Below are 19,794 nucleotides of genomic sequence, written 5' to 3'. Positions count from 1 at the left end.
TCGGGCGTGTCGTTTTACTTTTTCGCTAACCCGCCTGGCCCCCTCGCGATGTCTGATGATGCTCTTCTTCCTTCTCCTCCCCCCCCCCCCCGGAACGGTGGAAGGGCGGGTAGGGGACAGAGCCCCCCCGCTCCCGGCACCAGCCGGGACCGGCCGGGACCGGCCGGACCTCCGCCCGGTCCGGGCCGGCCCGGATACCCGGGTGGGGGTGGGGCACCCCGACGGAGGTACCGCCCCCGGCCCCGGCCGATCGGTCGGCCCGACAGGGCCCCGCGGGCTGCGAGAATGGCAGCGTGATCGACCCCCGGAGGCTGCGCATCCTGCGGGCCGTCGCGGACCACCGTACGGTGACCGCCGCGGCCGCAGCGCTGTACCTCACCCCCTCCGCCGTGTCCCAGCAGCTCGCGGCGCTGGAGCAGGAGACGGGGCACTCCCTGCTGACCCGCAGCGGCCGGGGCGTACGCCTCACCGCGGCCGGCGAGATCCTCCTCGGGCACGCCCACGAGGTCCTGGCGCAGCTCGAGCGGGCCGAGGCCGAACTCGCCGCCTACGCGGGCGGTTCGGCGGGCGCCGTCACGGTGGCGGCCTTCGCCACCGGCATCGCCGAGGTGCTGGCCCCGGCCATCGCCCGGCTCGCCGTCGACCACCCTGGGATCCGGCTGCGCGTACGCGACGCGGAGGGCGACCAGAGCCTGCCGCTGCTGCTCGATGGCGAGGCGGACCTGGCCCTGGCCGTGGAGTACCGGGGCGCCCCCGGCGCCGACGACGGCCGGCTGTCGGTGCTCCCGCTGTACGCGGAACCCTTCGACGCGGTGCTGCCCGCCGGCCACCCCCTCGGCGATCTGCCCGAGGTGCCGCTGGACGGCCTCTCGGACGCCGACTGGGTGGGCCAGTACCCCGGCAACCCCTGCCACGACGTCATGCAGCTCGCCTGCGAACTCGCCGGCTTCCAGCCCCGGCTGGTGCACTCCTCCGACGACTTCCGCGCCGTGGTCGCGCTGGTCGGCGCGGGCGCCGGGGTGGCCCTGGTGCCCCGTTCGGCGCTGCGCGGCATGGAGCTCAAGGAGGTCCAGGTCCGCCCGGTGTCCGGCCCGGCGGCCACCCGGAGGGTCTTCGCGGCCACCCGGCGCGGCGCCGAGACGCATCCGCTGATCGCCCCGGTCCTGGCCGCCCTCGCCCGGGAGGCGGGCCGGCTCCCGGCGCACTGAACCTAAGCCGGGAACACCGCGCCCGGCGCGGCGTGATCGACCGGTCCGGGGTAGCGGGCGGCCGCGCGGGACACGGCCTCGGCGGGCTCCATGTCCCGGCCGACGTGCGTGAGGACCAGCCGCCCGGCGCGGGCCGCGCGGGCGGTGTCGCCGGCCTCCTCGGGGGTGTGGTGCACCGGCTCGGCGCCGGCCGCGTGCGCCGTGCTGTCGGCCTCGCACAGCAGAAGCGAGCAGTCCTCGGCGAACCGGGTCAGGGCCGAACAGGGCGCCGTATCCCCGGAGTACACGAGGGACCGGCCTCCCGACACGGCGCGCAGCGCGAAGGCGGGCATGCCGTGGGACACCGCCCGGCTGGTGAGGTCGAGCGCCCCGGCCCGCGCGCGGTGGCCGTCGTACAGCTCGTGGACCTCGAAGGCGGCCTCGACCGGGCTGCGGTCCGGTCCGTTGGTGAGGAACCCCGCCAGCCGGTCGGCGATGCCGGGAGGCCCGTAGAGGGGGAGCGGCGCGGGCCGCCGTACGTCGGCGTACAGCAGGCCGTAGTACGCGGTCAGCAGGTCGGCCGTGTGGTCGGCGTGCAGGTGCGAGATCCATATCGCGTCGAGCTCGCCGAGTCCCACGTGGCGTTGCAGCGGTCCCAGGGTTCCGCTGCCCGCGTCGACCCAGACCCGGGCGCCGCCGCCTTCGAGCAGGTAGCCGGAGCAGGGGTTGTCGGCGCGGGGGTAGGGCGTCGCGCTGCCCAGGACGGTGAGCCGGAGAAGATCGTCTGCCATCCGGGGAGTCTAGTGCTGTGGCCGGAAAGGTTCACCGGGTCGCGGCGCCCGGCACGGCACCTCGCCGCGTTGTCGGACCGCGCCGGTACGTCCAGTACGAGGCGCGGTCCTCCGCCTTGCGATGCACCGCACCGGACGCCGCGACCCGGCAAACCTTTCCGGCCACAGCACTAGGGATCAGGTGCTCTCCACGCTCGCGCGGGGATCGGTGGCGGTGATCCGCTCGACGAAGCGCCGCACCTGCTCCTCGACAGGTTCCCGATCGGAAACGGTCAGCACGTGAAGGCCGTCCGGCCGCGTTCGCCGGACTGGTGGGTCATGAAGGACAGGTACACCGTGGTCTCCTCGTCCCGCTCCATGACCCTGATGCTGTTGGGGTACGGACGGCGGCCCCCCCCGCTCGAGCCAGCCGGAGCGGGCGATCTGGTGGGCGAGCAGGCGGGCGGCGGTGTCCACGGGCTCCTCCCAGCTGTGGTCCGCCACGACCCGGGCCAGTTCGGCGTCGTAGCGGGCGGCGTCGAACCGGAACTCGGGCGGGACCGGGACCCGTGTGTCATCGGTGTTCTCCCACCCCGTCCACTCGACGTAGTCTGTTAACTGTCGCAAATTCTTCCATGTCCTCATCGTGCCAGGCCACCGGCCTCGGCCCGGTGGGCCCGGAGCCGCTCAGGCCCGGATGACCTCTACCCCCGCCGCCTCGAAGGCCTCGGCCACCGACGGGGCGAGGCCGGTGTCGGTCACCAGTACGTCCACCGCGTCGGTCGAGACGATGCGGGCGAAGGCGCGGACGCCCAGCTTGCTGGAGTCGGCCGCGATCACCACGCGGCGGGCGCGTTCGCAGAGCAGCCGGTTCATGGCGGCCTCGTCCTCGTGCCGGGTGGCGGCCCCGTCGGCCGGGTCGAAGGCGTCCACGCCGACGACGGCGGTGTCCACGGAGAGCTGCCCGAGCACCTCCATGGCCAGGGGGCCCGTGAGCTCGTACGACTGGGGCCGGGCCACGCCGCCGGTGAGCACGATCTTGAACTGCGGTCTGATGACCAGCTCGCCCGCGATGTTCAGCGCGTTGGTGACCACGGTGAGGGCGGGGGAGCCGGTGGCGAGGTCGGGGCGGGCGGCCAGCGCCCGCGCGACCTCGGTGGTCGTGGTGCCGCCGGTCAGGCCGATCACCTCGCCCGGGACGATCAGCGCCGCGACGGTTTCGCTGATGCGGCTCTTCTCGGCGGCCCGGCGCGAGGTGCGGTAGCGCAGGGGGAGTTCGTACGAGACCCCGTGCAGGACCGCTCCGCCGCGCGTGCGCACGAGCAGCTGCTGCTCGGCGAGCTGGTCGAGGTCGCGCCGGATGGTGGCGGCGGACACGCCGAGGGCTTCGGCGGCGGGCTCCACTTCCAGCTCGCCCCGCTCCACCAGCAGGTCCAGCAGTGTCTGCCAGCGTTCCTTGCGGGTCATCGGCCGCCCTCTCGGTCTCGTCTTCGGTCTCGCCTGCGATCGCTGCTTCGACCGCTGCTTCGGCCGCGTCTTCGATCGCGCCTTCGGTGATCGCTTAGCCGTTCGCTTCGGCGCCCACTCTTGGCCTACGCGTCGAGGTTAACGCAGGAGATCATCACTGGGATGCTTGAAGTTGCGTGAAAGAGCCCACTATCTTGCAGGAACACGCAATCAGGGATGCACGCACCGCGCTAGGGAGCCGCCATGAGCCATGTCGCGTACGAGTTGGGCACGCAGCCCGCATGCTGGGAGCGGGCCGCCGAACTGGCCCCGGAACACGGGGCGGTGCTGCCGCGGCCGGGGGAGCGTACCGCGATCGTCGGATGCGGGACCTCGTACTACATGGCCCAGGCCGCCGCCGTGTTGCGCGAGGAGGCCGGGCAGGGCGAGACCGACGCCTTCCCCGCCTCGGAGTTCCCCCGCCACCGGCGTTACGACCGGGTCGTCGCGCTGACCCGGTCCGGGACCACCACCGAGGTCCTCGACCTGCTGGCCGGGCTGCGGGACGCGGGCGTGCCCACCACCGCCGTCATCGGGGACCCCGCCACCCCCGTCATGACCCTCGCCGACGAGCTCGTCGTCCTGGACTTCGCCGACGAGCAGTCCGTCGTCCAGACCCGCTTCGCCACCACCGCGCTCACCCTGCTGCGCGCCCACGTCGGCCTGCACAGCCCGTCCGTGGTCGCCGACGGGCGCGCCGCACTCGCCGACCCGCTCCCCGCGGAGCTGGAGACCCGGGGCCAGTTCACCTTCCTCGGGCGCGGCTGGAGCGTCGGACTCGCCAACGAGGCCGCGCTGAAGATGCGCGAAGCCGCCCTGGCCTGGGCCGAGTCCTACCCGGCCATGGAGTACCGGCACGGCCCCATCAGCGTCTCGGCGCCCGGCACCGCCACCTGGTCGCTCGGCGACGCGCCCGAGGGACTCGCCGAACAGGTTCGGGGGACCGGAGCCCAGTGGGTGGCCGGGCACCTCGACCCGCTCGCCGAGCTGGTCCGCGTCCACCGCCTGGCCGTCGCCGTCGCCGCCCACCAGGGGCTGGACCCGGACGCGCCGCGCAATCTGACCCGGTCCGTCATCCTCACCACGGGCGAGGAGGCCGTCCGATGAGCCTGGTCCCCGCCGGCAGGCTCGTCCTGGAGGCCGCCGCCCAGGGCCGCGCCGTCGCCGCCTTCAACATCATCACGCTGGAGCACGCCGAAGCGGTCGTCGCGGGCGCCGAATCGGCCGGACTGCCCGTGGTCCTCCAGCTCAGCGAGAACGCCGTCAAGTTCCGGGGCGGAGCGCTGCTGCCGATCAGCCGCGCGGCCGTGGCCGTCGCCGAGGCGGCCGGGGTCCCGGTCGGGCTGCACCTGGACCACGTCAAGAGCTCCGAACTGCTGCGGCAGGCCGTGGACGCCGGCTTCAGCTCGGTCATGTACGACGCCGCGCACCTCTCCTACGCCGAGAACCTGGAGGCCACCCGCTCCGCCGCCGACTGGGCCCATGTCAACGGGCTCTGGATCGAGGCCGAACTGGGCGAGGTCGGCGGGAAGAACGGGGCCGCGCCGCTGGACCCGCACGCACCCGGCGCCCGTACCGACCCGGACGAGGCGCGGCGGTTCGTCGCCGACTCCGGGGTGGACGCGCTCGCCGTCGCCATCGGCAGCAGCCACGCCATGACCAGCCGGACCGCGGCCCTGGACCACGTGCTGCTCGGCCGCCTCGCCAAGACGGTCGACGTGCCCCTCGTGCTGCACGGATCCTCCGGTCTGCCGGACGCGGAACTCGCCGCGGCCGTCGCCGGCGGCATCCGGAAGGTCAACATCGGCACCGCGCTCAACGTGGCGATGACCGAAGCCATCCGCACCCATCTGACCCCCGCGGATCCCCGTCCGTATCTGACCGCCGCACGGGAGGCGATGACGGCGACGGCCGCCGCTATGATCAGCGCCCTGAACTGACGGGAACGGGTACTGGGGGGATCTTGATGAGCGCACAGCGGGGCCTCAGCAGCAGACGGCGGCTCCTTCTCGGACTGGGGGCCCCGCTGCTGCTCGGCGCGGCGGGGCTCGGCTACGCGATGTGGCCCGAGGAGGAGAAGGCGGAGAAGGTCCGCACAGATCTGGCCCCGCTCAACCGGCGGTTCTGGACCGCACTGGGCGACGTTTCCGACGCGCACTGGATCGGCTACGACATCGACGAGTCCGGCAGCGACCGGTCGGTCCCGGGCCCGGATTCCCGGATGCGGCTGGTCGGGGTCGCCCGCCTCAAGCAGGGCACGGCGAACCGCATCATGAGCGATCCCGCCCACCGCTTCGAGGTCGGGCCGCTGGTCGGGCCGCCGGCCGCGCTGAAGCCGTACATCCCCTCCAGTGCGGGCTGGAAGCAGAGCGTGACGTACGACAAGGTCGCCCTGGAGGAAGGCCTCGACGTGGTCCCGTCGGGCACCTTCCGCTTCGACGGCATCCGCGACCTCGTGTACTTCGACTACGTCTTCCTCTACAGCTGAGCGGCGACCCGCGGGAGTCCTCCCACTCAGTGGGAGGACTCCCGCGGCGGCATTGAAGCTGCGGCCCGGGCGGTGTTTCGTCGGATGCCGGAGCAGAGCAGGCGCCGCCGAGGGAAGGCCACCGCACATGCCACCGCACATGCCAGCGCACATGCCACCGCACATTCCGGCGCACTCGCCGCAGCACATGCCGCCGAGCACGACACCGCACCTGCCGCAGCAGAGGCCGCAGCCGTACCTCCCGCACCGGTTCGGGGTGTTCCTCGCTCCCTACCACCGGCCCGACGGCGACCCCGCGCTCCAGCTGCGCCGGGACCTCGACCTCGCGGCCGACCTCGACCGGCTCGGCTACGAGGAACTGTGGGCCGGCGAACACCACTCCGCCGGGTACGAGATCATCGCCTCGCCCGAGGTCTTCCTCGCCGCGGCCGCCGAACGCACCGGCCGGATCATGCTCGGTACCGGGGTCAACTCCCTCCCCTACCACCAGCCGTTGATCCTCGCCGACCGGATCTGCCAGCTCGACCAGCAGTCCCGGGGCCGCGCCATGCTCGGCGTCGGACCGGGCCAACTGCCCTCCGACGCCTACATGATGGGCGTCGACCCGCTCGACACCCGCGCCATGATGGCCGACTCGCTCGACGCCATCGTGCGGCTCCTGCGCGGAGAGACGGTCACGGCCGCCACCGACTGGTTCGCCCTGGAGGAGGCCCGGCTCCAGCTGGGGCCCTACCGGGGCCGGGAGCTGGACGTGGCCGTCGCCTCCGCGGTGTCGCCGACCGGGGCGGTGCTCGCGGGACGCCACGGGGTCGGAATGCTCTCGCTCGCCGCCGCCGACCCCAACGGGTATGCGGTGCTCGACGCCAACTGGGCCGCCCACGAACGGGCCTGTGGCGAGGCCGGCCGCCCCGCCGACCGCTCCGCCTGGCGGCTGGTCACCCCGGTGCACCTGGCCGAGACCCGCGAACAGGCCCTGCGCGACGCCGAGTACGGCACGCCCCACATCGTGGACTACATCGAGCAGCTGAGCGGGACCCGCCTCGACGGCTGTGCCACCCCGGCCGACGCCGTCGAGCGCTGGACCACCGAAGGCCTGCCCACCTTCGGCCGGGCCGTCATCGGCTCACCGGAGGACGCCGTTCGGCGCATCGAGCAACTCGCCGACAAGACCGGCGGGTTCGGGACCTTCCTCATCCTCCGGCTGGACCTCGCCGAGCCCGCGGCCGCCCTGCGCAGCCTGGAGCTCTTCGCCGAGCGGGTCGTCCCCCGCCTCACCGGCCACACCGAGGCCCGCCGCGCCAGCCTGGAGTGGGCCGGGCGCAACAGCGAGCGGTTCGTCGGGGCCGTGCGCCGGTCCACGATGGAGGCCATCGCCCGCAAGGGGGAAGTCCGTTGAGGGCCGCGGTGCTCGAGGACGGGGTGTTCCGGGTACGGGAGCATCCGGATCCGGTACCCGGCCCCGGGCAGGCGCTGGTGGAGACCGCCGCCTGCGGGATCTGCGGCTCCGACCTGAGCGCGGTGGCGCACACCGAGGAGTTCCTGCGGGCCTCCCGGGACAGCGGCACCACCAGCTTCCTCTTCGACCCGGACCGGCCGCTGGTGATGGGCCACGAGTTCTCCGGCCGGGTCCTGTCCTACGGGCCCGGCGCGACCGGCCCCGAACCGGGCACCGGGGTCGTCGGCCTGCCCTGGGCGGTCGACCCGGGCGGGGTCGTGCGGACCGTGGGTTACAGCAATGCCTTCCCCGGCGGATTCGGCGAACGGATCGTCGTACAGGCCCAGGCGCTGCTGCCCGTCCCGCCGTCCCTGGACCTCGCCCTCGCCGCCCTCACCGAGCCGCTGGCCGTCGGCTTCGGCAACATCGCCCGGAGCGGGGCGGGAAAGGACACCCCGGCCGTGGTCGTCGGCTGCGGCCCGGTCGGCCTCGGCGCCGTCGCCGCGCTGCTGGAGCGGGGCGCCGCACCCGTGGTGGCCTCCGACCCCTCGGCGCTGAGGCGGGCGGCCGCCCTGCGGCTCGGCGCGCACGCGGTGGTGGACCCGGCCGTGCACGACCCCGTACGGCTCTGCGCGGAACTCGCGGGAGCCCGCCCGCGCCCCACCGTGGTCGTGAACTGCGTCGGCGTACCCGGCATGCTGAACCGGCTCCTGCACACCGTCCCGCGCGGCACCGAGATCCTGCAGATCGGCGGGGTGATGACCGAGGACGTGATCCGCCCGGTGGTCGGCATCTACAAGGACGTCACGATCCGCATGTGCCTGACGTACCCGCCCGAGGAGTTCGGCGCCACCCTCGCCCGCCTTGCCGACGGCCGCATCGACCCCGCGTCCCTGGTCACGGGAGAAGCGGGCTTCGGCGGGCTCGACGCGGCCTTCGCCTCCCTGCGGCGGCCGGAGGAGCACATCAAGGTCCTGATCCGGCCGGGGCGGGACGGGCCGGGAGTGGCGGCCCACTGACTGCCGGCCGTCTGCCCGCCGACTTCCCGCTGACCCTTCCGGATTCTTGGAACAGGTTCTAGTCTGCCCCCGCGGCGGTGGCGGACGGCCGCGCGACCTTGAGCCACGAGAGACCCGGAGGGGCCGTGCACCTCGAATACACGCCTGAGCAGCAGCAGTTGCGCACCGAGCTGCGCGCCTACTTCGCCGAACTGATCCCGGACGACGTCTACGCCCGGTACGAGGACCCGGCCGAGCAGAAGCGCTTCTACCGGGAGACCATCCGCCGGCTCGGCGCCGACGGCTGGCTCGGCGTCGGCTGGCCCAAGGAGTACGGCGGGCGCGGGATGTCGCCCATGGACCAGTTCATCTTCTTCGACGAGGCCGCGCAGGCCGTCGTACCGCTGCCGCTGATGGCCCTCAACACGGTCGGGCCGACCATCATGCAGTTCGGCACCGACGAGCAGAGGGCGTACTTCCTGCCCAAGATCCTCGCGGGCGAGATCGACTTCGCCATCGGCTACAGCGAGCCCGACGCCGGCACCGACCTCGCCGCCCTCAAGTGCAAGGCCGTCCGCGAGGGCGACGAGGAGACCGGCACCTACGTGGTCGACGGGCAGAAGATCTGGACCACCAACGGCGACACCGCCGACTGGGTCTGGCTCGCCGTCCGCACCGACCCGGATGCCCCCGCGCACAAGGGCATCACCATGCTCCTGGTGCCGACCTCCGACCCCGGATACTCCTGCACCCTCATCAACACCCTGGCCTCGCACGACACCACGGCCAGCTACTACGAGAACATCCGCGTCCCCGCGAGCCGCCGCGTCGGCCAGGAGAACAAGGGCTGGCGCCTGATCACCAACCAGCTCAACCACGAGCGCGTCACCCTCGCCGCCCACGGCACCATGGCCATCCGCGCCCTGCACGACGTCCAGCGCTGGGCCGCCGAGACCAAGCTCGCCGATGGCCGCCGCGTCATCGACCTCTCCTGGGTCCGCGGCCGCCTCGCCCGCACCCACGCCCGCCTCGACGCGATGAAGCTGCTGAACTGGCAGATGGTCAACGCCGTCCAGGACGGCAACCTCACCCCGCAGGACGCCTCCGCCGTCAAGGTCTACGGCTCCGAGGCGCGCAGGGACGCGTACGCCTGGCTGATGGAGGTGGTCGGCGCGGCCGGCTCCCTGAAGGACGGCTCCGCGGGCGCGGTCCTGCACGGCGAACTGGAACGCGGCTACCGCAGCGCCGTCATCTTCACCTTCGGAGGCGGCAACAACGAGATCCAGCGGGAGATCATCTCGTGGATCGGCCTCGGCATGCCGAGGGTGCGCCGCTGACCGGAACGGGAGGCGGCCTTCGCCCTGTTCGACAGGGCCGGGGAGGCCGACCCGTGTCATCTTGATCGTCCGCGTCTTCGGGCCGGTGTGAGGTCGTTTCCGACCTTCGCACCGGCCCTTCCTCGTCTCCGCTTCCTGCGGCGGGAAAATTTCAGGGCGGCCGCGTGATCCTCTGCGATGCCCCGCTCCGGCGCTTGGACCAGAGTGAATCCCGTGCCGCACAGAGGGTGTGGCGCAGGAGGTGAACATGTCTTTGAGGAACGATCTCTACGGAGATATCACGGCATTCCTTCTGGCTCAATGCGATGCCGACCCGGACGCGCTCTCCGCCGAATCCGATCTGTACCAGGACATCGGCATCGACTCGCTCGACCTCGTCGCCATGGCGCAGAACCTTCAGAACGCCTACGGGATCCCGATGGACGACGAGCGCATCGGTTCGCTCCGCACCGTCGGCGACGTCCTGGACTTCGCAGTCTCCAAGATCGAAACCAAAGCAGCCGTTTAGACCACGGGGGGACCCAGCAATGCCTGCCTACATCACCGCCATGGGACGCTTCCTGCCAGGCGAACCGGTGCCCAATGAGGAGATCGAGGACTACATAGGCAGCGTGGGCCAGGCGAGTTCGGGGTTGCGCGAGCAGATCCTCGAGAACTGCGGGATCAAGTCACGGCACTACGCCATCGACAAGCAGCAGAAGACCCTGTTCTCCAGCACCAACATGGCGGTCGCGGCCATCCGCCAGGCGGTGGACCGCTCGGACATCACCCTCGACGACATCGACCTCATCGCAGCGGCCACCGCCGTCCCGGATCTCATCGCGCCCGGCATCGCCAGCGGCATCCACGGCGAACTGGGCAGCCCGCCCTGCGAGATCGTCACCACTCACGGCATCTGCAGTTCCGGGATGATGGCGCTCAAGAACGCCTACCTCCAGGTGGCGGCCGGGGAGAAGAAGAACGCGATCGCCTCCGCGTCCGAACTGGCCTCGCGCTTCATCAAGAGCGGACGGTTCGCCGACGTCCTGCCGGTCTCGGGCGACGGTGCCATCGCCATGGAGATGGCCTTCCTGCGCTACATGCTCTCGGACGGCGCCGGCGCCGCGCTGGTACAGGACCGCCCCGCCGCCGACGGGGTGAGCCTGCGGATCGACTGGATCTCGCTCACCTCCTACGCCAACACCGAGCAGACCTGCATGTACATGGGCTCGGCCGACAGCTCGGCGGAGCAGACCTGGTGGGACTACCCCTCCGCGGCCGAGGCCGCCGCCGCCGGCACGCTGGCGCTGCGCCAGAACCTGGGGCTGCTGCCGCAGCTCGTACGGGTCGGGGTCAAGGAGTACCAGCGGCTGCTCGACGAGGGCCGCTTCGACCCGGACGAGCTCACCTGGTTCCCCGCGCACTACTCCAGCGAGCGCATGAAGTCCATGGTGCTCAAGGAGATCGAGCGGAAGAAGGTCAGGGGCCCCTCCATCGAGAAGTGGTACAGCAACCTGCCCCGGGTCGGGAACATGGGCTCCGCCAGCATCTACGTGATCCTGGAGGAGATGCTGAGCGAGGGCCTGGTGTCCCCCGGCGACAAGCTCCTGGTGATGGTCCCCGAGTCCGGCCGGTTCGCGGTGTCCTTCGCGCACCTGACCGCCGTCTCCGCCGGGGAGGCCTGAGACCGTGAGTGCGCAGCCCCGAGTGACGGTCTACTGGTACTCGCAGACCGGTCAGCTCCTGGAATCCGTCTCCGCCGTCACCGACCCCCTGGAAAAGGCGGGTTGGGACGTACGCAAGGTCGAGGTCACCCCGCGGGAGCCCTTTCCCTTCCCCTGGCCCGTGCGCCGCTTCTTCGGTGTCTTCGCCGCCTCCGTGGACCCCGACGGGGCGCCCGGGATCACCGTCCGGCCGCCGGTGGCCGCGGACGACGACGCGGACCTGGTCGTCTTCGCCTTCCCCGTCTGGTACTTGGCCCCGGCGCTGCCCATGCGGGCGCTGATCGGCACCGAGCCGAAGGCGTTCGACGGGCGCGCCGTCATCGGCCTCGTCGCCTGCCGGAACATGTGGTACTCGGCCGCCATCGAGGTCCAGCGGCTGCTCCAGGCCGCGGGTGGACGCTACTTGGGCACCATCGCCGCGGTGGACACCGCCTCCGCCGGGATCACCTTCGTCACCACGATGCGCTGGCTGCTCGCCGGCAAGCGGGAGGCGTCCTGGGGGTTCCCGCGCGCCGGTGTCGGCACGGACGAGCTGGACCGGCTCGCGCTCCTCGGCGAGCGCATCGCCGAACTCGCCCCGACACAAGCCGAACTCGTTCCGGCGCAAACCGAACTCGTCTCGACCCAGGCCGAACTCGCTCCGACACAAGCCGAACTCACCCCGACACAAGCCGAACTTGCCACGGAACAAGGCGAACCCCCGTCCCGCACCGCTTCCGAGGAAGCCTTGGCCGACCGGGTCCGTGACGTTCTCGCCGCCCATGGCGCGGCCCCCGTGAACGCGCCGCTGGCCGCGGCCGACCTCCTCGCCGGGAGGGTCTTCCGCGTCTGGGGCCGGGCCATCCGTGCCGCCGGCCGGCGCGGCGAGGTCCAGCGCACCGCACTCACCGGGGTGTTCGTGCTCTGGCTGACCGGCGCCATCCTGGCCGGTCTGCCCGCGGTCGTCATCGCCCGCGTCCTGTTCAAAGCCGGCTTCGACGCCGCGGTGGCCCGGCGCCTGGCGCCGGTCATCGCCAGTCTTTCGGAGGTTCGACGATGACCGCACCCGTACCGGACGCGCCGCAGGCCGCCGAGCAGCTGGAGGCCGACGTCGTGGTGGTCGGTGGCGGGCCCACCGGCCTCGCCGCGGCCCACTTCCTCGCCGGACTCGGCGTGCGCACGATCGTTCTGGAGCAGCGCACCTCACCGTCCGGCCACCCCCGCGCCACGGTGATCAACACGCGCACCATGGAGCTGCTCAGACACCTGGGCATCGATGCCGAGGTGCGCCGGGCCGGCGTGCCCCTGGAGAACACGGCGCGCATCACGTGGTGCACCGAGCTCGCCGGCACCGAGCTCGCCGGCCTCGACATCATCGCTTCGGCGGGCGCCCTGATGCAGCGAGCCGCCATCAGCCCGGTCCTTCCCGTCATCTGCTCGCAGAACCGGGTGGAAGCGCTGCTCGTCGAGCGGCTTCCCGAGAACGCGCGCATGGTCCGCGGTGTCAGGGCCGAGGAGCTGATCCGGACTCCGTCCGGTGTCAGGGTGAGGGCCGAGGGCGAGCGCCCCGTCGTCGTCGACGCCCGCTACGCCATCCTGGCAGAGGGCCTGCACGGCCCGCTGCGCGAGACGGTGGGCCTGCGGCAGACCGCGGCCACGCCGCTCGGCAGGCTCCTCGACATCCATTTCAGCGCCGATCTCTCGCCCTGGACGGCCGGCCGGGAGAGCGCCCTGTACTGGGTGCTCAACAACACCGTGCGGGGTGTGCTCATCACCGTCGATCCCAAGCGCGGCGAATGGCTCCTGGAGATCCCCGCCCTCACCCCCGACGAGGAACACACCTACTTCGAGCAGGAAGTCGATCACCACAAGCTGATCGAGGCCGCCATCGGCGAGTCGGGAGACGCGATCAAGGGGCTGCGCATCCACTCCGTGCGGAACTGGGTGATGGGCTCCACCGGGCTCGAATCCTGGCGCAGCGCCGACGGCCGGGTACTCGCCGCGGGGGACGCCGCCCACACCTTCCCGCCCACCGGGGGCTTCGGCATGAACACCGGCATCCAGGACGCCCACAACCTCGCCTGGAAGCTGGCCGCGGTACTGCGCGGCGGCGCCCCCGACACGCTGCTCGACTCGTACGAGCGCGAGCGGCGCCCGGTCGCGGAGTTCAACGCCCGGCACAGCGAGCGCAACGCCCTCCAGAAGCGGGCGCTGCTCCAATCCGACGCAGATCCGGCGGAGTTCGCCCGGAACATCGAAGAGCACCGGCCGCACTTCGACTTCGAGGGGCAGGTGCTGGGCTTCAACTACGCACCAGGCCCCGGCGAGCCGGTGGTCCAGGACGTGGTGTCCTACCTGCCGACCGCCCGGGCCGGCCACCGAGCCCCGCACGCCTGGCTCGACCGGGCCGGGGACCGGATCTCCACGACCGACCTGTCCCGCACCGGCTTCGCCCTGCTCACCGGGGCCGAGGGAGCCGAATGGCGGCAAGTGGCGCAGGAGACCCCGACCGTCGTGGGCCTGCCCCTCACAGCAGCCGTGATCACCGCGGACGGGCCCCAGCTGCGCGATGCCAAGGGAGCCTTCGCCGACAGCTATGCCCTACAGGGGCCGGAAGCGGTTCTCGTACGACCCGACGGCCACGTCGTCGCCCGGCTGCCCGGCCTCGCACCGCGGCAGGAACTCCGGCAGGCCGTCGACCGAATAGTCAACAGCGGGCCGGTGCCCGCACGAGCGGGAGAGCCCTCATGACCGTCGGACCCACCATCTCCTCGGAGCGACTCGCGGGTCTGCGCTCCGGCACGCTCGAAGAAGTCCGCGCCGCCCTCGCCGGGCTGCCGCGCGGGGACCTGGCGGCCTGGCTGGCCACCTCCGAAGGCGAGGACGTGCTGCGCACGGTCTTCGAGCAGATGCCCGGGCGCTACACCGGAGGCCCCATGGACGGTCCGCAGACCGCCCGTTGGGTGGTCGAAAGGCCGCCGGGCACCACCGTCGCCTACGACCTCGTACTGACCGAGGACACCTGCGAGGTCCGCGAGACGGGGATCTCGGGCGCCCCCGCGGTCACCCTCGTGCTCGACGCGGTCGGCTTCGTGGAGATGGCCTCCGCCGCGGCCCGGGGCATGGATCTGCTGCTGGGCGGCCGCCTGGACATCCAGGGCGACGTACACCTCGCGATGCGGATGGAGTCGCTCTTCGGGCTGGCCGAGCCGGGTGAGTCCGGATGAGCACCACCCCCGTGCGCCACCGGGTGGTGGTGACGGGCATCGGCATGGTCAACCCGCTCGGCATCGGCACCGAGACGGTCTGGGCGCGGCTGCTCGCCGGAACCTCCGGCGTGGGGCCGATCCGGAGCTTCGACGCCGACCGGCTGCCGGTGCGCATCGCCGCCGAGGTGACGGACTTCGACCCGACCGACTGGCTGACCCGCAAGGAGGCCAGACGCCTCGACCGGTTCTGCCACTTCGCGATCGCCGCGGCCGAACTCGCCGTGGAACGCGCGGGGCTCGACGGCATCGACCGGGACGGGGCAGCCACCGTGATCGGCAGCGCCATCGGCGGCGCCGGCACCATGATGGCGGGGGTGCTGAAGGACGTGGCGGCGCCCCAGGCGGTCTCCCCGTTCTTCGTGCCCAGCTCCATCATCAACATGGGGGCGGGCACGGTCTCCCAGCGCTTCGGCTTCCGCGGCCCCAGCGCCGCACCGGTCACCGCCTGCGCCTCCTCGGCCGACGCGATCGGGCAGGCCTACCGCATGGTCCGCGACGGCTATGCCGGGGCCGCACTGGCGGGCGGCTCCGAAGCCTGCATCATCTCGCCGCTGATCGCGGGCTTCGCCAACATGCGCGCACTGTCGCGCCGCAACGACGAACCCAGCCGGGCCTCCCGCCCGTTCACCGCGGACCGGGACGGTTTCGTCATGGGGGAGGGCGCCACCATGCTGCTCCTGGAGACCGCGGAGTCGGCCGAGGCGCGGGGCGCGCACGTCTACGCCGAGATCTGCGGCTACGGCCAGACCAGCGATTCCCACCACGTCACCGCCCCCGATCCCACCGGGCAGGGCGCCGCCCGCGCGATGCTCGCCGCGCTGCGCGAGGCCGGCCTCAAGCCCGATGAGATCGACCATGTCAACGCCCACGGCACCTCGACCCTGTTCTCCGACTCCGCCGAGACGAAGGCGATCAGATCCGCCTTCGGCACGCACAGCGGGAACCTGGCCGTCAGCGCCACCAAGTCGATGACCGGGCATCTGCTGGGCGCGGCCGGCGCGACCGAGACGGCGTTCTGCGCCCTGGCCATAGACCGGGGGGTGATCCCGCCCACCATCAACCAGGACGCGGCGGACCCCGAGTGCGACCTCGACTACGTGCCGAACACGGCCCGTCCGTACGAGGTCCAGGCGGCCCTCTCCAATTCCTTCGCCTTCGGCGGGCAGAACGTCGCGCTCGCCCTCCAACGCTTCGTCAGGGAGTGAGCCGGGCGCCCCGCACCGCATCGCCAACCGTCACCAGGACGCCGCGGCAGGCATGTCCGGCCCTCGACCAACCACCAAGGCACCCAGACCCGTCGGACCGCCGGCCGAGGCCGCGGCGCCACTCGTGACCACACCTCAGGAAGGCACGTCGATGACACTGGTCTCCACCGCCCCATTGGCCATTGCCGCCCCCGGTCCCACCGGCCGCCTGCGCGCCCTGCTCGCGATGTCCGGCAATCCGATGGACTACTTCACCGGGCTGCGCGACCAGTACGGCCCCGTCGTGCGCGTCCCGCTCGGCTTCCGCGATCTGTACCTGATCAGCGATCCGGAGGCGGTCCACGAGGTCCTGGTCACGTCGCACCGCGAGTTCACGAAGGCCACCATGAGCGTCGGAGGCGGCAAGTGGGAAGCCCCGCTCTCGGTGATCTTCGGCAACAGCCTGACCAACAGCGACGGCGCGTACCACCGCAAGCAGCGCAGACTGATACAGCCGATGTTCCATCACGAGCGCATCGCCGGCTACGGCCGTGCCTTCGCCGAGCTCTCCGACGACATCCAGTCCGGCTGGCGGGACGGCGACCGGCTCGACATGTCGGTCGAGATGACCGAGCTGACCCTCGCCGTCGTGGCCCGCACGATCTTCGACGTCTCGCTCGACAGTGATGTGGCCCGCACCGTCCGCACCGCCATCCCGCGCGACGAGGGTCCGCTGCGCTGGGATTCCCTGCCCTTCGCCCGCTATCTGGCGAAGCTGCCGCTCCCCGGCAACAAGCGCTTCTTCGAGGGCCGGGACAAGCTCGATGCCATCGTCTACCGGCTCATGGCCGAGCGCAGGCAGGGCGACGGCGAGGGCGCCGACCTGCTCTCCATGCTGCTCGCGGCGCGCGACGCCGACACCGGGGAGCCGATGACGGACCAGGAGGTGCGGGACGAGGCGATCACCATGCTCATGGTCGGCCACGAGACCACGGCCAACGCCCTCACCTGGTCCTACCATCTGCTCGGCAGCCACCCCGAGGTACGGGACCGGATGCACCAGGAGATCGACGAGGTGCTCGGAGACCGGCTGCCCACGGTCAAGGACCTGCCCCGCCTCCCATGGACCGACGCGGTCCTCTCCGAGGCGATGCGCCTCTATCCGCCGATCATGGGCATGGGCCGCCGCCCCCTGGTCGACTTCGAGCTCTGTGGCCACCGCATCCCCAAGGACAGCTTCGTCGGGATCGTTCCGTGGGTGAACCACCGCGACCCCAAGTGGTGGCCGCAGCCGGAGCGCTTCGCCCCGCAGCGCTGGCTCAAGAACCCCGACCCCGTCGATGCGGCGGACGAGCTCACCGGTCACGCCGTACAGCCCGGACGCCCGCGTCTCGCCTATCTGCCCTTCGGCGGCGGTCCGCGCCAGTGCATCGGCAACACCTTCTCCTGGATGGAGAGCGTCATGGCGCTGGCCACCGTGGGGCGGAACTGGGAGTTCGAGCCCGTTCCCGGGTACGCGGTCGACCCGCTGGCAAGGATCACCGTCCGCCCGAAGCACGGTGTGCCGATGACCGCCAGGCGCCGCCGAGCGTGACGCGCCTTGACCACCCGTCGGCATCACCGACACACATACGAAGGGAACAGCCCCACATGTCCGACAACACCCGGATCGCACTCGACAAAGAAGAGCTGCGCTTCCTCATCGCCGACATCCTCGCGCTCGACGTGGAAGAGGTCACGGACGACGCCGATTTCGTGCAGGACCTGGAGGTCGACTCCCTGATGGCGCTGTCCATCGTCTTCCGGCTGGAGAGGCAGTACGGGGTCAAGCTGGAGGAGCGCGACCTCAAGCAGGTCTCCTCGCTCGTCCAGGTCCTTCAGCTGATCACGGACAAGCGCTCCGTGCCGGCCGCGTCCTGACCTGCCCGCGGCGCGTTGCGGCCGGCCGTGCGCCTGCGAGAGCGGAGGCGCAGCGCACGGCCGGCCGCACCCCCACAGACCTCGCTCGACACGGCCCTCCAGGAGAAGGACATGCCAGACACCCAGCGACCGGTGGCGCTCGTCTCGGGCGGCTCCCGCGGCATCGGCCGCGCCGTCGTGTCCCGGCTGGCCCACGACGGATTCGACGTCGCGTTCTGCTACCGCACGGACGCGGACGCGGCCGCCGAGGTCGTCGGATCGGCTGCCGGCACCGGGGCCCGCGTCGTCTCCCACCGCGTGGACGTCGCATCCGCGGAGCAGGTCCGGGCCTTCACCGACGCCGCGGAGCGCGAGCTCGGCCCGATCGACGCCCTGGTGACCTGTGCGGGAGTGGTGCGCGACAACCCCCTGGTCAGGATGACCGGCGAGGACTGGCGCGATGTCATGTCGACCAACCTCGACGGCACCTACAACATGTGCCGCTCGGCGATCTTCTCGTTCATGAAGCGCCGCGCCGGCTGTGTGGTGACGCTGTCGTCCATAGCCGGGATCCACGGCAACGCGACGCAGAGCAACTACGCGGCCTCCAAGGCCGGGATCATCGGCTTCACCAAGTCCCTGGCCAAGGAGTGCGGAAAGTACGGCGTACGCGCCAATGTCGTGGCGCCCGGCCTCATCGAGACCGACATGACCGCCGGCCTGACCGAGGCGGTCAGGAAGGACATCCTCGACGGCGTTCCGCTCGGCCGCTTCGGCACCCCCGACGAGGTCGCCGACCTGGTCTCCTTCCTCGTCTCCGACCGCGCCCGCTACATCTCCGGCCAGGTCCTGGGCGTGGACGGCGGCCTGGTGATCTGAGCACGCCCGCGACGCCGTCCAGGAACGGCCCGACCACTCGTCGACCACGCAGGAAGGACACCCGGACCGATGAGGCTCGGACTCAATCTCCGCTACCTCGGCAGCCTGGGCGCCGGAGCCCGGCCGCGGGAATCCGCCCAGTACGTGCGCGAGGCCGAGCGCCTGGGCTTCTCGGTGGCCTGGACCGCCGAAGCGTTCAGCTCGGACACGGTCTCGCTGCTCGGCTGGCTCGCCGCGCAGACCTCGCGCATCGACCTGGGCACGGCGGCGATGCAGATCCCCGCCCGCACCCCCGCGATGACGGCGATGACCGCCGCCACCCTCGACCTGCTCTCCGAAGGCCGTTTCCGCCTCGGACTCGGAGTGTCCGGACCACAGGTCGCCGAGGGCTGGCACGGCGCCCGGTTCGAGAAGCCGCTGGCACGCACCCGCGAGTACGTCGACATCGTCAGGATGGTCCTGCAGCGCAAGACCGTCGCCTACGACGGGGAGCACTACCGCCTGCCGCTCCCGGACGGACCCGGCAAGGCCGTCCAGCTGGGCATGCGCCCCCGCCGCGGGCACGTACCGATCTACCTCGCGGCCGTCGGCCCGGCCAACACGCGTCTGGCGGGCGAGATCGCGGACGGCTGGCTCTCCGTCTTCTTCCAGCCCGAGTTCGGGCAGGAATCCCTGGCGGAACTGCGCACCGGACGGGAGCGCAAGGGAGCGGACCTGCGGGGATTCGACGTGGTGGCGGCGGTGCCGGTCGTGACCGGCGGCGATCTCGCCGACTGCGCCGACCGGGTGCGCGCGTTCACCACCCACTACGTGGGCGGGATGGGCTCACGCCGGCACAACTTCTACAACCGGCTCATGGCCCGCACCGGCTTCCCCGACGAGGCGGAAAAGGTGCAAAAACTCTACCTGGACGGCGAGTTGCGTGCGGCCACCGAGGTCATGCCGCAGGAATTCCTCGACCGCACCGCCCTGCTGGGTCACCCCGACCGCATCGCGGACCGGCTGCAGGCGTACGCCGAAGCCGGAGTCACCACCCTCTCGGCCATGATCTTCCCGGAACACGTCGAAGAGGGCATCGCGACCCTGCGCACCCTGGCGCAGGCCCTGGACAGGGCCGGAGTGGGAGACTGAGCAATCCCCGGGGCTCCCGTACTCGTAAC

Annotated in this window: 20 protein-coding genes; 17 read left to right on the top strand and 3 right to left on the bottom strand. The window is 71.8% G+C overall.

All coding sequences use genetic code 11. From position 1 onward, the window contains the following. Positions 1-293: 293 nt before the first annotated feature. Complete coding sequence (locus ACFWBW_RS29740) at positions 294-1,208, top strand: LysR substrate-binding domain-containing protein (RefSeq protein WP_385378773.1); 915 nt, start codon at positions 294-296, stop codon at positions 1,206-1,208. Between the two features lie 2 nt (positions 1,209-1,210). Here the strand turns inward: ACFWBW_RS29740 and ACFWBW_RS29735 are convergent, their stop codons facing one another. The 3 genes from ACFWBW_RS29735 to ACFWBW_RS29725 all read right to left on the bottom strand — a co-directional run bounded on the left by ACFWBW_RS29735 (position 1,211) and on the right by ACFWBW_RS29725 (position 3,424). After that, a complete protein-coding gene (locus tag ACFWBW_RS29735) occupies positions 1,211-1,978 on the bottom strand; it encodes an MBL fold metallo-hydrolase (RefSeq protein ID WP_385378770.1) in 768 nt (255 codons plus the stop codon). A gap of 177 nt (positions 1,979-2,155) precedes the next feature. After that, on the bottom strand, positions 2,156-2,602 hold the full coding sequence (locus ACFWBW_RS29730; protein WP_385378767.1) for a hypothetical protein: 447 nt from the start codon (positions 2,600-2,602) through the stop codon (positions 2,156-2,158). A gap of 42 nt (positions 2,603-2,644) precedes the next feature. Then, positions 2,645-3,424, bottom strand: a complete 780-nt coding sequence (locus ACFWBW_RS29725) for a DeoR/GlpR family DNA-binding transcription regulator (RefSeq protein ID WP_385378764.1) — start codon at positions 3,422-3,424, stop codon at positions 2,645-2,647. 243 nt (positions 3,425-3,667) lie between these two features. Here ACFWBW_RS29725 and ACFWBW_RS29720 point away from each other — a divergent pair, with 243 nt between their 5' ends. From ACFWBW_RS29720 to ACFWBW_RS29645, 16 genes are all read left to right on the top strand, one after another. Continuing rightward, positions 3,668-4,570, top strand: a complete 903-nt coding sequence (locus tag ACFWBW_RS29720) for an SIS domain-containing protein (RefSeq protein ID WP_385378762.1) — start codon at positions 3,668-3,670, stop codon at positions 4,568-4,570. Next, a complete protein-coding gene (locus ACFWBW_RS29715) occupies positions 4,567-5,403 on the top strand; it encodes a class II fructose-bisphosphate aldolase (protein WP_266911395.1) in 837 nt (278 codons plus the stop codon). The genes ACFWBW_RS29720 and ACFWBW_RS29715 overlap by 4 nt, the downstream gene beginning before the upstream one ends. A 26-nt stretch (positions 5,404-5,429) precedes the next feature. After that, entirely contained in the window at positions 5,430-5,951 is a 522-nt protein-coding gene (locus ACFWBW_RS29710) for a hypothetical protein (RefSeq protein WP_385378758.1), read from the top strand. Between the two features lie 151 nt (positions 5,952-6,102). Further along, entirely contained in the window at positions 6,103-7,347 is a 1,245-nt protein-coding gene (locus ACFWBW_RS29705) for an LLM class flavin-dependent oxidoreductase (protein ID WP_385378755.1), read from the top strand. Continuing rightward, positions 7,344-8,405 carry a zinc-binding dehydrogenase gene (locus ACFWBW_RS29700; protein WP_385378752.1) on the top strand — a complete coding sequence of 354 codons (1,062 nt, stop codon included), beginning with the start codon at positions 7,344-7,346 and terminating at the stop codon, positions 8,403-8,405. Before ACFWBW_RS29705 ends, ACFWBW_RS29700 begins: the two co-directional genes overlap by 4 nt. Before the next feature lie 125 nt (positions 8,406-8,530). Beyond that, a complete protein-coding gene (locus tag ACFWBW_RS29695; protein ID WP_385378749.1) occupies positions 8,531-9,721 on the top strand; it encodes an acyl-CoA dehydrogenase family protein in 1,191 nt (396 codons plus the stop codon). A 247-nt stretch (positions 9,722-9,968) separates the two neighbouring features. Then, positions 9,969-10,229, top strand: a complete 261-nt coding sequence (locus ACFWBW_RS29690; RefSeq protein WP_385378746.1) for an acyl carrier protein — start codon at positions 9,969-9,971, stop codon at positions 10,227-10,229. Between the two features lie 19 nt (positions 10,230-10,248). Beyond that, a complete protein-coding gene (locus tag ACFWBW_RS29685; protein WP_385378744.1) occupies positions 10,249-11,385 on the top strand; it encodes a 3-oxoacyl-[acyl-carrier-protein] synthase III C-terminal domain-containing protein in 1,137 nt (378 codons plus the stop codon). Positions 11,386-11,389: 4 nt separating this feature from the next. After that, complete coding sequence (locus ACFWBW_RS29680) at positions 11,390-12,463, top strand: hypothetical protein (RefSeq protein ID WP_385378742.1); 1,074 nt, start codon at positions 11,390-11,392, stop codon at positions 12,461-12,463. Then, positions 12,460-14,154, top strand: a complete 1,695-nt coding sequence (locus tag ACFWBW_RS29675; protein WP_385378739.1) for an FAD-dependent monooxygenase — start codon at positions 12,460-12,462, stop codon at positions 14,152-14,154. Before ACFWBW_RS29680 ends, ACFWBW_RS29675 begins: the two co-directional genes overlap by 4 nt. Further along, positions 14,151-14,630: an SCP2 sterol-binding domain-containing protein gene (locus ACFWBW_RS29670; RefSeq protein ID WP_385378737.1), complete on the top strand. Its 480-nt coding sequence runs from the start codon at positions 14,151-14,153 to the stop codon at positions 14,628-14,630. Before ACFWBW_RS29675 ends, ACFWBW_RS29670 begins: the two co-directional genes overlap by 4 nt. Next, complete coding sequence (gene fabF / locus ACFWBW_RS29665; RefSeq protein ID WP_385378734.1) at positions 14,627-15,877, top strand: beta-ketoacyl-ACP synthase II; 1,251 nt, start codon at positions 14,627-14,629, stop codon at positions 15,875-15,877. The genes ACFWBW_RS29670 and fabF overlap by 4 nt, the downstream gene beginning before the upstream one ends. Positions 15,878-16,028: 151 nt before the next feature. Continuing rightward, positions 16,029-17,450 (top strand): cytochrome P450, encoded by a 1,422-nt coding sequence (locus ACFWBW_RS29660; RefSeq protein ID WP_385378731.1) that lies wholly within the window; start codon positions 16,029-16,031, stop codon positions 17,448-17,450. A 56-nt stretch (positions 17,451-17,506) separates the two neighbouring features. After that, a complete protein-coding gene (locus ACFWBW_RS29655) occupies positions 17,507-17,776 on the top strand; it encodes an acyl carrier protein (protein WP_385378728.1) in 270 nt (89 codons plus the stop codon). Positions 17,777-17,887: 111 nt separating this feature from the next. Next, complete coding sequence (gene fabG, locus ACFWBW_RS29650) at positions 17,888-18,634, top strand: 3-oxoacyl-ACP reductase FabG (protein ID WP_385378725.1); 747 nt, start codon at positions 17,888-17,890, stop codon at positions 18,632-18,634. A 69-nt stretch (positions 18,635-18,703) separates the two neighbouring features. After that, complete coding sequence (locus ACFWBW_RS29645; RefSeq protein WP_385378722.1) at positions 18,704-19,765, top strand: LLM class F420-dependent oxidoreductase; 1,062 nt, start codon at positions 18,704-18,706, stop codon at positions 19,763-19,765. Positions 19,766-19,794: the final 29 nt, after the last annotated feature.

The organism is Streptomyces sp. NPDC059957, assembly GCF_042730015.1.
Lineage (GTDB): Bacteria > Actinomycetota > Actinomycetes > Streptomycetales > Streptomycetaceae > Streptomyces.
Note: the sequence above shows the minus strand (reverse complement) of the source record. Positions and strands in the feature narration are given on the sequence as shown.